This is a genomic window from Prosthecomicrobium pneumaticum (assembly GCF_014199915.1).
GTDB classification, from domain to species: Bacteria; Pseudomonadota; Alphaproteobacteria; order Rhizobiales; family Kaistiaceae; genus Prosthecomicrobium; species Prosthecomicrobium pneumaticum.
Genome location: NZ_JACHOO010000001.1, coordinates 757,552 through 772,958, shown reverse-complemented (window position 1 = coordinate 772,958; position 15,407 = coordinate 757,552). Strand labels below are relative to the sequence as shown.

The 15,407-nt window shown below is 70.3% G+C and carries 14 protein-coding genes; 9 read left to right on the top strand and 5 right to left on the bottom strand.

Annotated features, from left to right (window positions below):
* Nucleotide 1: 1 nt before the first annotated feature.
* Together GGQ63_RS03515 and GGQ63_RS03510 are read right to left on the bottom strand one after the other, a co-directional pair.
* Entirely contained in the window at nt 2-1,006 is a 1,005-nt protein-coding gene (locus GGQ63_RS03515) for an ABC transporter substrate-binding protein (protein ID WP_183852510.1), read from the bottom strand.
* Between the two features lie 249 nt (nt 1,007-1,255).
* Nucleotides 1,256-2,443, bottom strand: a complete 1,188-nt coding sequence (locus tag GGQ63_RS03510; RefSeq protein WP_183852509.1) for a hypothetical protein — start codon at nt 2,441-2,443, stop codon at nt 1,256-1,258.
* Here GGQ63_RS03510 and GGQ63_RS03505 point away from each other — a divergent pair.
* The 5 genes from GGQ63_RS03505 to GGQ63_RS03485 are packed head-to-tail and all read left to right on the top strand — an operon-like array spanning nt 2,442 to nt 7,063.
* Nucleotides 2,442-3,065 (top strand): PqqD family protein, encoded by a 624-nt coding sequence (locus GGQ63_RS03505; protein ID WP_183852507.1) that lies wholly within the window; start codon nt 2,442-2,444, stop codon nt 3,063-3,065. The two genes, GGQ63_RS03510 and GGQ63_RS03505, sit on opposite strands and share 2 nt — an antisense overlap.
* Before the next feature lies 1 nt (nt 3,066).
* Nucleotides 3,067-4,128 carry a serine kinase gene (locus GGQ63_RS03500; RefSeq protein WP_183852505.1) on the top strand — a complete coding sequence of 354 codons (1,062 nt, stop codon included), beginning with the start codon at nt 3,067-3,069 and terminating at the stop codon, nt 4,126-4,128.
* Nucleotides 4,118-4,882, top strand: a complete 765-nt coding sequence (locus GGQ63_RS03495; RefSeq protein WP_183852503.1) for a glycosyltransferase family 2 protein — start codon at nt 4,118-4,120, stop codon at nt 4,880-4,882. Before GGQ63_RS03500 ends, GGQ63_RS03495 begins: the two co-directional genes overlap by 11 nt.
* On the top strand, nt 4,879-5,571 hold the full coding sequence (locus tag GGQ63_RS03490) for a glycosyltransferase family 2 protein (RefSeq protein WP_246429572.1): 693 nt from the start codon (nt 4,879-4,881) through the stop codon (nt 5,569-5,571). Before GGQ63_RS03495 ends, GGQ63_RS03490 begins: the two co-directional genes overlap by 4 nt.
* Nucleotides 5,572-5,590: 19 nt before the next feature.
* Nucleotides 5,591-7,063, top strand: a complete 1,473-nt coding sequence (locus GGQ63_RS03485) for a nucleotidyltransferase family protein (RefSeq protein ID WP_183852501.1) — start codon at nt 5,591-5,593, stop codon at nt 7,061-7,063.
* A gap of 156 nt (nt 7,064-7,219) precedes the next feature.
* Here GGQ63_RS03485 and GGQ63_RS03480 read toward each other — a convergent pair whose 3' ends face one another.
* Together GGQ63_RS03480 and GGQ63_RS03475 are read right to left on the bottom strand one after the other, a co-directional pair.
* Entirely contained in the window at nt 7,220-8,737 is a 1,518-nt protein-coding gene (locus tag GGQ63_RS03480; RefSeq protein ID WP_183852499.1) for an ROK family protein, read from the bottom strand.
* Nucleotides 8,738-8,739: 2 nt separating this feature from the next.
* Nucleotides 8,740-9,648 (bottom strand): tagatose-bisphosphate aldolase, encoded by a 909-nt coding sequence (locus tag GGQ63_RS03475; protein WP_183852656.1) that lies wholly within the window; start codon nt 9,646-9,648, stop codon nt 8,740-8,742.
* 183 nt (nt 9,649-9,831) lie between these two features.
* Between GGQ63_RS03475 and GGQ63_RS03470 the strand changes: the two genes are divergently transcribed.
* The 4 genes from GGQ63_RS03470 (at nt 9,832) to GGQ63_RS03455 (ending at nt 14,170) form a co-directional block, all read left to right on the top strand.
* Nucleotides 9,832-10,740 (top strand): sugar-binding transcriptional regulator, encoded by a 909-nt coding sequence (locus GGQ63_RS03470; protein ID WP_183852497.1) that lies wholly within the window; start codon nt 9,832-9,834, stop codon nt 10,738-10,740.
* Nucleotides 10,741-11,141: 401 nt separating this feature from the next.
* Entirely contained in the window at nt 11,142-12,146 is a 1,005-nt protein-coding gene (locus GGQ63_RS03465) for an ABC transporter substrate-binding protein (protein WP_183852495.1), read from the top strand.
* Nucleotides 12,147-12,315: 169 nt separating this feature from the next.
* The gene (locus GGQ63_RS03460; protein ID WP_183852493.1) at nt 12,316-13,422 is read left to right on the top strand and encodes an ABC transporter permease subunit; all 1,107 of its coding nucleotides are present in this window, start codon (nt 12,316-12,318) and stop codon (nt 13,420-13,422) included.
* Complete coding sequence (locus tag GGQ63_RS03455) at nt 13,415-14,170, top strand: ATP-binding cassette domain-containing protein (RefSeq protein WP_183852491.1); 756 nt, start codon at nt 13,415-13,417, stop codon at nt 14,168-14,170. The genes GGQ63_RS03460 and GGQ63_RS03455 overlap by 8 nt, the downstream gene beginning before the upstream one ends.
* A 41-nt stretch (nt 14,171-14,211) precedes the next feature.
* Here GGQ63_RS03455 and GGQ63_RS03450 read toward each other — a convergent pair whose 3' ends face one another.
* A complete protein-coding gene (locus tag GGQ63_RS03450) occupies nt 14,212-15,231 on the bottom strand; it encodes a LacI family DNA-binding transcriptional regulator (RefSeq protein WP_183852654.1) in 1,020 nt (339 codons plus the stop codon).
* Between the last annotated feature and the right edge of the window lie 176 nt (nt 15,232-15,407).

Genomic DNA, 15,407 nt, shown 5'->3' with positions numbered 1-15,407 from the left:
GTCAGTTCGCGAAGGTCGCCTTGACCTGCTCGTCGGTCAGACGGGTGCCGGCCCAGAAGGAATCCGACAGGTCCGGCTTGACGAACTTGTCGAGGTCGGCCGCGGTGATGGTCGGAACCGGCAGAACCATGTCCTTCTCGACCGCCTTGCCGTCGAGCAGGTCGATCGTGACGCGCAGCGCCTCCGAGCCCAGCCAGGTCGGCTTGGACGTGCCGATCGAGTCGAAGCCCTTATCCTCGAGCTGCTTCCAGCGCTTCAGATAGCCGTTATTGTCCTCGCCGGTCATCGGCACGAGCGGCCGCTGCGCCGCCTCGAAGGCGTCGATGGCGCCGAGCGTCATGGCGCCGCCCTGCGACCAGACGCCGTCGATCTTCGGATTGGCGGCCAGCAGATTCGAGACCGCCTGCTTGCCCTGCGCATAGTCCCAGCCGGCATTGACCGCGGCGACGATCTTGATGTCCGGATACTTCGCGAACACCTCCTCGGCGCCCTTGAACCGGTCGTCGCTCGTCGAGATGCCGGCGATGCCGTTGAGCGCGATGATGTCGCCCTTGCCGCCGAGCTTCTGCGCCAGCCATTCGGCGCCGGTGCGGCCGAAGGCGACGTCGTCGACGGTGACGAGCGCGTCATAATCCTGCGACTTGATCGTCGCGGCGAGCAGCACGATCTTGATGCCGGCCGCGCGCGCCTTCTTCAGCGCCGGGATCAGCGCGGTGGGCGAGGTCGGCGTGGTGATGATCGCGTCGACCTTCTTGGTGATCAGGTCTTCGATGTTCGCGATCTGCTTCTGGGTGTCGCCGGCCGATTCGACATAGACGACGTTCACCTTGTCGGTGTGCTTTTCCGCCTCGGCCTTGAATTCGGCGGCGAGCTGGACCGACCAGCTATTGCCCATGAAATAATTGTCGTAGCCGATCGTGTACTTGCCGTCGGCCGCGAAGGCCGCGCCCGTCAGGCCCGCCGTCAGCACGGCGGCGGAGGCGAGGATCCGGAGTCCCTTTTTCATCTCATGTCCCTCTGGTCCGAATGGCTCGGATGCTTGCGCCGGACCGCCCGTTCCTGGCGCCGACGGCCATGATGCTAACTTGTCCATACAAGGAGTCAAGTTGGTCCGCTCATTCGCTGGGCAGGGGGCGGAACAGGCCGATTTTGCGGCAAAGGCGCGGCTCCACGACGCCTGCGCGCGGCGATCCGGAAGCCGGGATCGCCGCGCGCAGGGAGAATGCGGCGCCGGCGCGCCGGCGAAAGGCGGCGCCTATCGTCCGCCGATCGCGTCGACCGCCGCGCCGACCCAGGCGAGGCGCTGCTCGGGAATGAGGCCGTAATTATAATAGTTGATGCCGGTCGCGCCGCCGGCGATCGCCGCCGCGCTGCGGCGGGCGAGCTCTTCCGGCCCCGGCATTTCGGGATAGAAGACGCGGAAGCCGGCGCCGAGATACTTCTCCGGCCCGAGCGCCGCGCGTCCGGCCCGCATCAGCGCCTCGGTGGCCGGGGCGTCCATGAAATAGGCGCAGAGGATGGCGCCGTCGCACGCCGCGCCGATCGCCGCGAGATCGCAGCCCCCGAGCCAGCCGTCCTTGAGGTCGATCAGATAGACCTTCGTCGCCGGATCGGCCACGTCGCGGATCTCGGCGACGAGGCTCGTCACCGGCTCGAACCGCCACATCAGATAGTCGTGGACCTCGGGATGGCCACGGAAGACGTCGAGCCCGCCGGCCGGAAAGTCGGGGAAGCGCGGCGCGGGATAATCGCGCTCGCACGCCTCGACGATCCAGCGCCGGACGGTCGCGCGCGCCTTCGTGCCGTCGACGCCGGCGGCGCCCGCGCGGGCGAGGCAGGCGTCGCAGAAGCACAGCGAGAGGAGGAAATCGTCCTCCGCCGTCATGCCGACGCCGTCCTTCTCGTGATGGTATTCGTGCGCGAAGCCCATGAAGCAGGGGCTTTCGAGCTCGATCACGTCCGGCCGGTAGGCGCGCGTCACGTCGGCGACGAGCGCGCGGACATAGGCGCGGGCGTCGGGATGCGACGGGCAGAGATTGTAATAGTTCGGATCGCCGAAGGCGTTGCGGGTCACCGCCTGCGGGTACAGCATGCCGATCCGGGTGTTGTGCAGGCAGACGGTCCAGCACGACACCGCCATGCCGCCGGCGTCGCGTCGCTCGACGAGCTCGCGCAGCACGTCCCGCCGCTCGACGATCGAGGCGACCTGCGGCACGATCCGGACGCCTTCCCAGGCAGCCGGGTCGGGCTTGAAGTAGATCGTGCCGTCTTCCGGGAAATAGGCCTTCCGCAGCGGGCTGCGCGGCTGCAGGAAGCGGCCGGCATGGTAGGAGGTGGCGAGGCTGATCGTGTTGAGCCCGGCCGTGCCCGACAGATCGGCGACCGCGCGGTCGATGCCGAGATCGTCGAGGTCCCAGGGATAGCTCCACATCGAAAGCTGCATGGCGGGCGCTCCGGCTCCTGCTTCGAACCTGATCAGTTGTCCGAACAAGAAGACATCTGTCAATCGGCGGCGTGGCGGCGCCGCCGGCCCGAGCTCGCGGGGATTGACGCGTTTTGCCGTCGTAAGATATTGTAACCGTGTCGAATTTGACCTGATGCCCGCTGAGCGGGAGTGGGATCGGCGGGGGCCAATCTTGATGGGTGAGTTATCGGGGCATTGGGTCATCAATGCGCCGGACGTCGTGACGGAGACGTTCCAGGGGCAATCCGTCGTTCTCGATCTTTCGAGTGGCCATTATTACAGTCTGGGCGGCAATGCCGGCCGGATCTGGTCTCTGCTGATCGACGGCTATTCAATCGAGTCGATCGTCGATGGCGTTGGTGCCGGGCGTTCCGACCTCGTGCCGGGGGTGCGATCCTTTCTTTCCGAACTGGTCGGGCGCAAGCTGATTCGGCCGGGCGAGGGTGGTCGTCCGGAGCCCGTCGTCTTCGCCGAGCCCTTGTCGGGCGAGCCGCCGGCCCTCGTCGTCTATGACGATCTGGCCGAGCTGATCTATGCCGATCCGATCCACGATGTGGACGAGGGGCAGGGCTGGCCCGTCCAGCGCCCTGCGACGCCCTGACGTGCGGCCGGTTTCGCTCGCCGGGCTGCCGGCCTATGCGCGCGCCCTGCTCGCAGAGGCGGAAGCGTTCGCGCCGGCGGAGACAGATCGGGAGGCTCTCGTCCTTCCCGGACTGACGATCGATCTCACCGCCGGCCGCGGTGCCCTTACGGAACTCTGTCGCGCCCAGCTCGTCCCGCCCGCGGCCGAACCCATGCCGGCCGTGCGGGCGAGCGTCCTCGCCTTCGACGCGACGATGGCGGGCTGGCCCGCGCCCGCACCGTGGGACACGGAGGCGGGCTTCTCGGCGCGCGCCTTCGACGCCTCGCTCACCGGGGAGGGGCTGCGGGGCTTCTACTATCACGATGCGCCGTCCTGGCAGATCTTCGATCCTGCCACCGGCCGCGGCGTCTATAGCCTGCCCGAGCCGCTCGCCGTGCCGCCCTGGGAACGCGGCGCGCCGCTGCGGCTCTTCATGCACTGGGCCTATGCCGCGTCCGGCCGCCGCTTCACCCATGCCGCGACGCTCGGCCTCGACGGGCGCGGCGTGCTGCTCGTCGGGGGGAGCGGATCGGGCAAGTCCGGCACCACCCTGTCCGGTGTCCTCCACGGCCTGACGAGCGTCGGCGACGATTACGTGATGCTCGAACGGAACGGGCCGATCGTCGCGCGCGCTCTGTTCCGGACCTTCAAGCAGGATGCCCCCGGGCTCGACCGTGTCGGCCTACGGCCCGAGGATCTGCCGTCCGCCGAGCTCAACTGGGCGGGCAAATACGAGTTCGATGCCGCGGCGCTGGTGCCCGGCGGTCTCGTCGATACGCTCGCGATCGACGCCATCGTCATTCCCGAGATCACCGGTGGATCGACGACGGAGATCGTGCCGACGTCGTCACAGATCGCCGCGCTCCGTCTCGCGCCCTCGGCGGTCTTCCAGCTGCCCGGGGACAGGGAGGAGGGATTCCGCTTCTTCTCGGGACTGGCCCGCTCCTTGCCCGCCTATCGGGCGCGGCTCGGGCGCGATCCGGCCGATGTCGCGGCCGCCTTCCGGCGCCTCTTCGCGGAGCTGCCCCGCCATGTCGATTAGCGTCGTCATGCCCGCCTACAATGCCGAGCGCTTCATCGCGGCGGCGCTCGATTCGCTGCTCCCCGAGGCCGGGCCGCTCGACCTCGAGATCCTCGTCGTCGACGACCATTCGACCGACGGCACGCGCGCCATCATCGAACGCTATGCCCGCGCCGAGCCGCGCATCCGTCTGCTCGACAATCCGAGAAAGGGCATCGCGGCGGCGCGCAACACCGCGGTCGAGGCGCGGCGGCCCGACGCGGACTTCGTCGCCTTCCTCGATTCCGACGACCTCTCCTATCCGGGCCGCCTGACGCGCCAGCAGGCGCTGCTCGCCGACCATCCCGAGATCGACGTGCTCTACGGCCGCGTCGCGATGTTCGGCCGGTTCGATCCGGTGACGCTCGGCCCGCTCGAAGGCAGCCGTACCAAGGTCATCCGCGGCCCCTACCTGCAGTCGGCCCTCTATCGGGCAGCGGTGTTCGCGAAGGTCGGCCGCTTCGACGAGACCTTCCGGCAGGGCTGCGACACGGACTATGTGCTGCGCGTCGTCGAGGCCGGCGCCCGGCTGGTGCTCGACGACGGCATCGCCGCCTATTATCGCCGGCACGATGCGAATGTGACGCTCGACACGGCGGAAATGCGGCGGGAATTCATGTTGGCGAGCCTCAAATGGGCGGCCCGCAATCGCCTGGCGAAGCGCGGCGAGCTGCCAGAGGTGTTTCACGAGCTGTTCCTGCGCCGCGATCAGATCGAAGAGGATCTCGGCGCATGATGCGGGCCTATACCGTCGTCATCCCGGCCTACAATGCTGCGGCGACGCTTGCCGAGACGATCGCCTCGGCGTTCGCGCAGACGGAGCCGCCGCAGGCCGTCGTGGTCGTCGACGACGGCTCGTCGGACGGCACGGCCGCCGTCGCGGCGGCGATCGATCCGCGCGTCCGGGTGATCCGAAAGGCGAATGGCGGTCCGGGCTCGGCGACCACCGCCGGCATCCATGCCGTCGCGACGCCCTATTTCGCCACGCTCGATTCGGACGATCTCTGGCTGCCGCACAAGATGACGGTGCAACTCGACCGGCTCGACGCGCGGCCCGATCTCGCCGCCGTCTTCGCGCTCGGCCGGCTCTTCCGGGACGGCACGGCTCCGGACGAGAGCGCGGCGCCGCAGCGGATGTGGACCCGCACCACCATGGTGTTCCGCACCGAGGCGGCGCGCGCGGTCGGCGATCTCGTCGATTTTCCCGGCTATCTCGGCGAGCTGATCGACTGGCTGGAGCGCGGCCGCGCCGCCGGGCAGCGGCACGAGATGATCGAGGAGGTGCTGGCGCTGCGCCGCGTGCGGCCGGGCAGCCTTTCGGATGCGCGCAACAGCGACCGGGTGAAGGGCTATCTGCACGCGATCCACGAGGCGCTGAAGCGGCGCGAAGCCGTCGCCTCGGCGGGCGGCGGACCGGCGGGCTGAGCGGGGGCGGGCGGGCGAGATGGGGGGCTTCGTCGAACGGACGCTGCGCAGCGGCTGGCCGACCGGTTCGATCGACCTCTTGCTGCGCGCGGCCACCCTCGCCGATTCCGGCGCGGCGGCCGAAGCCTGGCACGCCTTTGAGGCGGCCGCCGATTTCGACGCGCTCCCCTGGGGCGAATACCGGCTGATCAGCCTCGCCGCGCCGCGCATCGCGATGTTCGCGCCCGCGAGCCCCTATGCGCCGCGGATCGCGGGTATCGAGCGGGCGATCTGGAGCCGCAGCCAGCTGGCGATCGGCGCCGTCTCGCCGGTGCTGCGCCGTCTCGCCGCCGCCGGTATCGAGCTCCTCGCCGTCAAGGGCGCCGCCCGCGCCGCGAGCGGCGATCTCTCGGCGCGCGGCCGGATCGTCAACGACATCGACGTGTGCGTCCGGCCGGTGCAGCTCGAAGCCGCCTACGACATCGTCACCGGCGCGGGCTGGATTCCGTCCGGTTCCGGCACGGTGCTCTATCACCGCAGCCAGCTGGCCGACGCCGTCGGGATCAATCTGCTGTCCGGCCGCTTCGGCAATCTCGACCTCCACCGGACACCGTTCCACAGCCCGTTCGACAATATGGAAGCGGACCGGGAGATCTGGCGCCACGCCCGGGCCGCCCGGCTCGGCGGCGTCGCGGTGCTGATCCCCGATCCGACCGACACGACGACGCTCGCCATCGCGCACGGCGTGCACGATGCCCACAAGTCGAGCGACTGGCTCGCCGACATCGCTCATATGGCGGATCAGGGCATCGACTGGGACCGTCTCGAAGACGACCTCGTCCGCCGCCGGCTCGATGTCGCCGGCGCTCTGGTGCTCGGCTATGTCCGCGAACGGCTGCAACGCCCGGTGCCGGAGGGGATGCTGCGCCGGCTCGAGGGTCGGGCGGGCCGCCATCCGCTCCGTCTCCTCGCCACGGTCGCCGAAGCGCGGCCGAAGAACGCCTCGCTCGGCTTCTTCTGGACCGCCCGCCTGTTCGCGAAGCAGATGCGGCACGGTCTCGCGCGTCGCCGCAAACGGGTCCGCAGCCGGCTCGTCCTGCCCGCGCTCCGCCTTCCGCCGGCTCCGTCACCGACCGCGGAATCCGCCGGACCGGAGGCGATCGAGGCGGCGATCGCGCTGCCGGGCGTGAAGGCGGGGCACGGCTGGCGCGGGCTCGTCGATCTGGCGGTCGAGGCGGAGCTCCCGCCCGCCACGCGCCGGGTCGATTTCGAGATCAACACGGCCGGCCGCCACCATCTGCGGCTCCGGGCCTATGTGCGGGACAAGGGTGCACGACGGGGTGTGTTCCGTTTCCGCTTCCGCCTCGCGCTCGAGCCGGGCGAGACCGGCCTCGCGATCGCCGCGGCGCCGTCGCGCAGCTTCAACACCGACGCGCCGGCGGAGATGCACGCGAAATACGACGCCGTGCCCTTCCGCCTGATCGCCGCGCGGGCCGTGCCGTCCGCCGGCTGAGGCGACGCGGCCGCGGGGGCGGTGCCATTTCGTGCGGACCGGACCCTGCCGGGATGTGACGGCGCGGCCCGCACGCGGCGCCGCCGCCGTCCGGGCCGGTCCGTCGCTCTCTGCGTCGCGAGCCGCAGGGATCCGCGCTCGGCCGGTCCCGATCCCCTAAAATCCCATCTCCGTCAGCCAGTCGGCGAGACGGCCGGCGTCGAGCGGGGTCGTGGTGTCGACCGCGATCAGCGGGCCGCGGCCGAGCGGGGTGGCGCGGGCGGCGAGGAGGCGGAGTTCGTCCGCATAGGCGGCGCCGGGATGGCCGGGGAGGCGCGCCGCGGCCCGGCTGCGGTAGCGCTCGGCGACCGTGTCGGGCGGCGCGTGGCACCAGATTTCGGCGACCTGATCGAGCCCCGCCGTTGCGATGTGCGCATCGAGCACCGCCTCCGGCTGGAAGCCGAACCAGGCGTCGACGATGAAGGTCGAGCCGGGCGGCGCCGCGCCGATCGTCGCGAAGATCGCCGCATAGCTCGCCTGGCCGAGCAGCCGGTTGAACGGCCGGTCGACGCCCTCGATCCGCTCGAGAAACGGGTTCTTGATCACGTCGAGCGCGAGGACGGGCCAGCCGGTGCGCTCCGCGAGGGCGCGGGCGACGCCGCTCTTGCCGCTCGCCGGCACGCCGTTGACGAGCACCGCCCGTTTCGGCCGCGGCGCGGTCGCGCCCGCGGCGCGTGCGGGGATCGCGGCGGGCGGCGAGCCGGCCGCGGCCGAAGCGGAACGGCCGATCGCGGCCGGGGGCGAGCCGGCCGCGAGGGGAGCGGAGCGGTCGAGCGCGGCGTGCGCCGCGCCGATCACGCCGGCCTCGTCGCCGAGCGCGGCGGCGGCGATCCGGCAGGGATACCAGGAGGGCTGCGCCGGCAGGGCGGCGACGGCCGCGGCGGCCTCGGCGCCGAGCCCGCCGCCGAGCAGCACGATGTCGGGGTCGAGCGCCGCGGCGAGGCTGTCGATCGCCGCGCGGAGCGGCAGCGCCCATGCCCGCAATACGCCGGTGGCGGCCGGGTCGCCCGCTTCGGCGCGGCGGCGCAGCTCCGCCGCCGTTGTGCCCGCGGCGAGGCCCGCCCCGGCGATCAGCCGGCCGAGCGCGGTGCCCGAGCTGGTCGTCTCGACGCAGCCGCGCTTGCCGCAGACGCAAGGCCGCCCCTCGGTCTCGACGACGAGATGGCCGAGCTGGCCGGCGGTGCGCCGGCCGCGCAGGAGCCGGCCCCCCTCCATCAGCGCGCCGCCGATGCCGGTGCCGATCGTCAGCATGACGACGTTCCGAAGGCCGCGTGCCGCGCCGACCGCCGCTTCCGCGACGAGCGCCATGCCGCAATCATTGTCGATCGCCACCGGCCGGCCGAACAGCGCCTCGATCCGGGCGCGCAGGGCGACGCCGGAGAGGTCGACATAGCCGCCCGACAGCACCGCGCCGGTCGCCGCGTCGACCCGGCCGGGCACGCCGATGCCGATCGCCGCGGCGTCGTCCGCGTCGACGGCACGGATCGCCGCGATGACGGCGTCGAGCGCCCGCTCGGGATCGCGCGCGCTCGCCGTCCGCGTGATCGCGAGGATGGCGCCCGCTTCGGAGACCCGGGCGGCACGGATATGCGTGCCGCCGATGTCGACGCCGATCGCGGACCGGCCCGGCGCCATGATCAGGCCGCCGCGGCGGGCCGGTGGCGGGCGATCACCGCCTGGATCTCGCGCAGGCGCGGCACGGCGATGGTGGTCAGCCGCTCGCGCGTGACGGCGCGATCGAGCGCGATGCAGTCCTTCCACAGCGAGCGGCCGGCGATCACGCCCGAGGCGCCGTTCGCCATCGCGGTCTCGACCTGCTTCAGGAAGGTGGCGTGGTCGACGCCGGCCGAGAGGACCGCCCAGGGCACGTCGCCGGCGAGGCGGGTGACGGCGGCGCAGGCTTCGGCCGAGCCGGGATAGGGGATCTTCAGCACCTTGGCGCCGAGTTCGAGGCAGATCGCGCTGCCGCCCGTGATCAGTTCGGGGATCTTCGCGGCATAGGCCTCGGGGCTCTCGCCGTCGAGCGCATAGGTCAGGAACTCGACGACGAGCAGAAGGTCCTCGGCGGCGAAATCCTCGATCACCCGCTTCAGGATGGCGATGTTGTGGGTGTTCGCGGCCGGCGTGTCGGAGCGCAGATAGACCATGATCTTGCCGCCCGTGCCGCCGAGCGCGCGGACCTTCCGCGCATCGATTCCCTCGACGAGCTTCGACAGCCGCCAGCCTTCGGGCGCGGTGTCCCAGCCGGAGGCGTCGAGCCCGATCAGGAGCGCCGTGTTGCGGTGCAGGAGGCCGTCGTCGACGAGCTTCGGCACGGCGCAGATCGGATCGACGAGCACGCAGGAGGCCTCGATCGCGAGGTAGCGGGCGATGTCGGCCTTGGTGTCGCCGAGCACGTCATTGCCGATCTTCGCCTGTTCGGCCGGGTCCTTGGCGAGCAGGGTGCGCATGCCGCCGCGCTGGTCGCAGGCGATCACCATCATCGCCCCGTCGGCGCCGCAGATCTGCTGGTAGCCGCGCCGTTCGGCGGTCGTCATGCGGGCGATCGGGGGTGCCATGCGAAGTCTCCTCGTCGGCGGCCGGGCGGCGCGCGGACCGCGGGGCGGGCGCTCGATTGCCTTGCCGCGGGGATCGGGTATAGCGTCGTTCGAAGTCTCTCTGTAACACCTTGCAGAAAGGATTTGCAACTGTCCCAGCCTCCGTCTGCCGAGACGCGCGCCGCCCGGGCGATGCTGCACACCGTCGCGAAGCTCCATTACGAGAGCGACATGAGCCAGGTCGACATCGCCAGACAGCTCGGCGTGTCGACGGCGACCATCTCGCGGCTGCTGCGCCAGGCGCGCGAGCAAGGCATCGTGCGGATCGAGGTGCGTCCGTTCGAGGCGCCGGAGGCGCTCGCCGAGCGGCTCGCCGCGGCGCTCGGCCTGCGCCGTGCGGCGGTCGTCGAGACGCCGGCGGCCGGCCTCTCCGCCGCGCTCGCGGAGCCGGTCGGCGGCCTGATCCGCGAGACGAAGCTCGCTTCCGGCGGCGTGCTCGCGATCGGCTGGGGCCGGGCGGTGCGGGCGGTGGTGCAGACCGGCCTGCCGGAGATCGCGGGCGTGCGCGTCGTGCCGGCGACCGGCGGCATGCAACAGCAGGCGCCGCATTTCCAGGTCAACGAGTTCGTCCGTCTCGCGGCGCAGCATCTCGGCGGCGAGCCGCGCTTCATCCACGCGCCCTATCTGCCCTCGGCCGAGAGCCGGGACGCCTTCCTCGCCGACCCGACCATCCGGGACAATGTCGCGCTGTGGGAGCGGATCGACGTGGCGGTCGTCGGCGTCGGCATGCCGCACGCCCCGCGGACCCGGGAGGAGACCGCGGCGACGGCGAGCGAGCGGCGGCTCACCGGCGCGGCGGGCGATGTGATCCGCCATTATTTCGATGCCGCCGGCGCCATCCTCGACTGGGAGGGGGAGGGGCGGATGATCGCCGTCTCGGTCGAGCAGCTCCGCCGCACGCCGCGCGTCATCGGCGTCGCGACCGGCGAGGCGAAGGCGGCGGCGATCGTCGGCGCGGCGCGGGCGGGGCTCATCGACGCGCTCGTCACCGATGGCGCGACGGCCGGCGTGATCCTCGACCGGCTGTCGCGGCCGGGTTGAGCGGCCTCGCAGCCGCACAGGAGAAAGCCGCGGAAATGCTGCGTCGCAGCGCGCTCTGTCGGGCATAACTTTCGCCACGTAAAGCTTCAGCTTATCGCGCCTAAAAGCGATTGACAGCGCGCTTCCACTCCCCTCTAGTTCGCGTCGGGCAGCCGCCGGGTGACCGGCGGGAGGGGCTCGCCGCCCCCTCGGGCACCGTCTCCGCGAAGGGACGGAGTGCCGTTTCGGGGGTGCGGCCGGGGATCCGCTGCGGCCGGAGCGCGGGAGGCCTTTCGCGGCGTGAAAATCGCTTCAGAAAGAAATTGCGCTTGACGGAGCCGTCCTGCCGTCGCGTTGATAGGACGACCGACCGAGCGATTTGGTCGGCTCGAAGCTTTGAACCGCTCATGAGGGAGGAAACCATGGAGCGTCGTTCGGTTCTGAAGCTGGCGGCGATTGCCGCCGTGGCCGCGTCGGTCGGCCTGCCGGCCGTCGGCCCCGGCAGTGTCGCCCACGCCCAGGACAAGAAATTCACCATCGCCCTGATCCCGGGCCTGACCACCGACGCCTTCTACATCACCATGCGCAAGGGCGCGCAGGCGGCGGCCGATGCGCTCGGTGCCGAGCTCGTCTTCCAGGGCGGTCCGGAGTTCAACCCGGTCGTCCAGGTGCCGGTGCTCGATGCGGTCATCGCCCGCAAGCCCGACGCCATCCTGATCGCCCCGACCGACACCACCCAGCTCGTCGAGCCGCTCCGCAAGGCGCACGATGCCGGCATTCCGGTGATCACCGTCGACACCTTCATCGGCAACGGCAAGTATCAGACCGGCGCCGGCGATGCCGACTTCCCGCTCGCCTATATCGCGTCGGACAACGTGCTCGGCGGCCGCATGGCGGCGCGCGCGCTCGCCAATGCGATCGGCGGCGAGGGCAAGGTCTACGTCTCGAACGTCAAGCCGGGCATCTCGACGACCGATCAGCGCGAGGAAGGCTTCAAGGCCGAGATGGCCGAGAGCTTCCCGAAGGTGACCGTGCTCGAGACGCAGTTCAACGAGAACGACGCCAACAAGGCGGCCTCGCAGCTGCAGGCCGTGTTCGCCCGCAACTCCGACCTCAAGGGCGTGTTCGGCGCCAACCTGTTCTCCGCCCTCGGCGCCGGCAACGGCGTGCAACAGGCCGGCCAGACCGGCGCCATCAAGGTGGTCGCCTTCGACGCGCCGACCTCGATCGTCGACAACATCAACACCGGCCTCGTCGACGTGGCGATCGCCCAGCACCCGGCCGAGATCGGCTATTACGGCGTCGTCTCCGCCTATGCCCACCTGACCGGCCAGTCGATCCCGGTCTCGATCGGCACCGGCTTCACGGTCATCGACAAGGGCAACGTCGCCGACCCGAACGTCGCCAAGTACATCTACTCGGACTGAGACGTCCGCGTCGCTCCGGCGATCTTCCCGGGCCGGGCGCCGCGCGTCCGGTCCGGACCTTCCTCGAGCCGCCGCGCTTCCCCCGCCATCCGGGGGAGGCCGGTCCCGATGCGAGGGCGGCCGCTGGCCCCGCCCGTCGCGTCGTCCCGCGCCGATCGGGTGAGCCCTCATGACGATCTCCGATACCAATCCTCCGGCCTCGACCGGCCAGGGCGGTTCCCCGCCGCACGGCGCCGCCGCGCCGACCCATCACGTCGCGCCGCAGGCCGATCACGCCGACCGCGCCAAGTCCTTCGTGCAGCGCGTCGCCGATCTGCGCGCCTGGCTGTTCCTCGCGGCGCTCATCATCGTCTTCGAAAGCTGGGCCCGGCTCGATTTCGGCGGCACCTTCGTGCTGAACGGGTTCAACCTGCAGTCGATCGCGATCTTCGCCGTGGCGCCGCTCCTGCTCGCGACCGGCCAGACCTTCGTGATCATCTCGGGCGGCATCGATCTGTCGCTGGGCTTCATCATGGGGCTCGCCGCGGTCGTCGCCTCGCACGCCATCAACGCGCTCAACCCCGCGCTCGGCCTGCCGCTCGCCGTGCTCGGCGGCTTCGTCATCGCGGTCGCCGTCGCCGCCATCCCGGGCTTCGTCAACGGCCTCCTCATCTCGCGGCTCAAGGTGCCGCCCTTCATCGGCACGCTCGGCATGTTCGGCGTCGCCCGCGGCGTCGCCTTCCTGCTCGCCGGCGGCACCACGGTGCCGGTCAGCAATTCCGTCTTCGCGACGATCGGCAACGGCCGCTTCTATTCGATCCCCTACATCGTGATCATCGCCGCGGTGTTCGTGCTGATCATGCACTACCTGCTCAGCCAGACCCGCTTCGGCCAGCACAATTACGCGATCGGCGCCAATGTCCAGGCGGCGCGGCGCTCCGGCATCGACATCAAGTCGCACCTTTTGCGCCTCTATATCCTGTCGGCGATCTGCGCCGGCGTGGCGGGCGTGCTCTATGCCGCGCGCTTCAGCGCCGGCGCGGCGCAGGCCGGCGAGCCGCTGCTGCTCGATTCGGTCGCCGCGGTCGTCATCGGCGGTGCGAGCCTCTTCGGCGGCTCGGGCACCATTCTCGGCACGGTCGCCGGCGCCCTCGTCATCGCGGTGATCCAGTACGGCCTCGTCTTCGTCAATGTCGAGCCGTTCTGGCAGTTCATCAGCGTCGGCGTCGTCATCATCATCTCGGTGCTCATCGATCAGGCGCAGCGCCGGTTCAGCGGAGGTCGCCAGGATGAGTAGCGTGGCGCACGGAGAGCCTCTCCTCGAGGTCGTCAATCTGTCGAAGCATTTCGGCGCGGTGCGGGCCCTCAACGATCTGTCGATGACGGTGCATGCCGGCGAGGTGGTGGCGCTCGCCGGCGACAACGGCGCCGGCAAGACGACGCTGATCAAGGCGATTTCCGGCGTCTTCAAGCCGTCGGGCGGCGAGATCCGGCTGAAGGGCCAGCCGGTCACCTTCGCGACCCCGCAGGAGGCGCGCGACAAGGGCATCGAGACGATCTACCAGGACCTCGCGCTCGCCGACAATCTGACCATCGGCGCCAATATCTTCCTCGGCCGCGAGCCGATGACGAAGCGCTTCGGCTTCCTGCCCGTGCTCGACCGCAAGAAGATGGCCGACGCGGCGCGCAAGACGATGGCGCTGCTCGATTTCCACGTCAGCCGCATGGACGCGCCGGTGAGCAATTTCTCCGGCGGCCAGCGTCAGGCGGTGGCGATCGGCCGGGCGGTCTACTGGGACGCGCAGATCCTGATCATGGACGAGCCGACCGCCGCCCTCGGCGTGCCCGAGCAGCGCAAGGTGATCTCGCTCATCCACCAGTTGAAGGCGCAGGGCCGCGGCGTGATCTTCATCTCGCACAATCTGCAGGACATTTTCGCCGTGTCGGACCGCATCGTCGTGTTGCGGCGCGGCGTGATGGCCGGAGAGCGGAAGATCGCCGAGACGACGCATGACGAGGTCGTCAAGCTGATGATCGGCGGCTGAGGCGGACCTCCTCGCGCGGCGCCGGGCGCGGCGCGGAAGGCTCAGGCCGAGGCGCGCAGCACCAGGTCGCCGCTGACGAGGATGTGCCCGCCCGACAGCCGCGGGTCGTCGAAGGGGCGGCCGGGGTCGAGTTTGGAGAGCAGCAGGTTGATGGCGAGCCGCCCCATCTCGGCCGTGTTCTGCGACACCGTGGTGAGGGGCGGCCACGTGTATTCGCTCAAGGGCTGATTGTCGTGCCCCGCAACGCGCAGATCGCAATCCCGGCCGAGACCCACCTTCAGCCCCGCCTGATTGACCGCGGCGAGCACGCCGAAGGCGACGCGGTCATTGCCGCACAGCACGATCTTGGTCGGAAAGCCGCCGCTCTTCAGGATGCGGTTCGCCTGCTCGTAGGCGTAGCGCTCGAAATCCCACGTCTCCGAGCGCTCGAGGTCGAGCACCACCGGCTCGAAGCCGCGCCGCGTCATGGTGTCGACATAGGCCTGCCGCCGGTCGTGCGCGTTGCTGTTCACCCAGGGCATGTCGAAATAGCAGGGCGTGTCGTCGAGCCGGGTCAGATAGTCGGTGATCAGCGCCATGCTCTGCGCATTGTTGGTGCCGACGAAGGGCTGTTCGGCGTCGAAGGGCGCGTCGATGAAGACGATCGGATTGCGCCGCGCGAGCGCCTTCACCTTGGCATGATGCTTCGCATTGCCGCTCACCGGCGCCATGATGATGCCGGCGACGTTGAGCGCGGTCAGCGTCTCGATCGCCTCCGCTTCCAGTTCGGCCTTGCCGTCGGAGGAGAAGACGAAGGGCATGTAGCCGGCTTCCGCCGCCGCCGTCTCGATGCGCCGGCGCAGGCCCGTATAGAACGGGTCGAGCGAGTTCGGGAAGATCAGCCCGATGATCTTGGTGCGGCGCCGATTGAGGTTGACGGCGAAGAGATTCGGCCGGAAACCCGTCTCGGTGAGGCCCGCCTCGATCCGCTCGCGGACCTTGGCGCGGACGGAAGTCGGGTCCTGGAAGAATTTCGACACGGTCGGCCGCGACAGACCGACCGCGGCGGCGAAATCTTCCATGGTGCGGATCGGTTTTTTCGTCATGCTCTCGCGGTCTTGGGGCGGGCTGCGCGGCGGCGCCGGCGGCGGACCCGTCCGCAGAGTGCTGCCAGTTCACGCGGTTTCTGTCAAACAGCTGGGCATGCGTAAAGAAGAGGATTGACGTGCAAAAAGCCCATTTCTCTCCGCGGGAAACC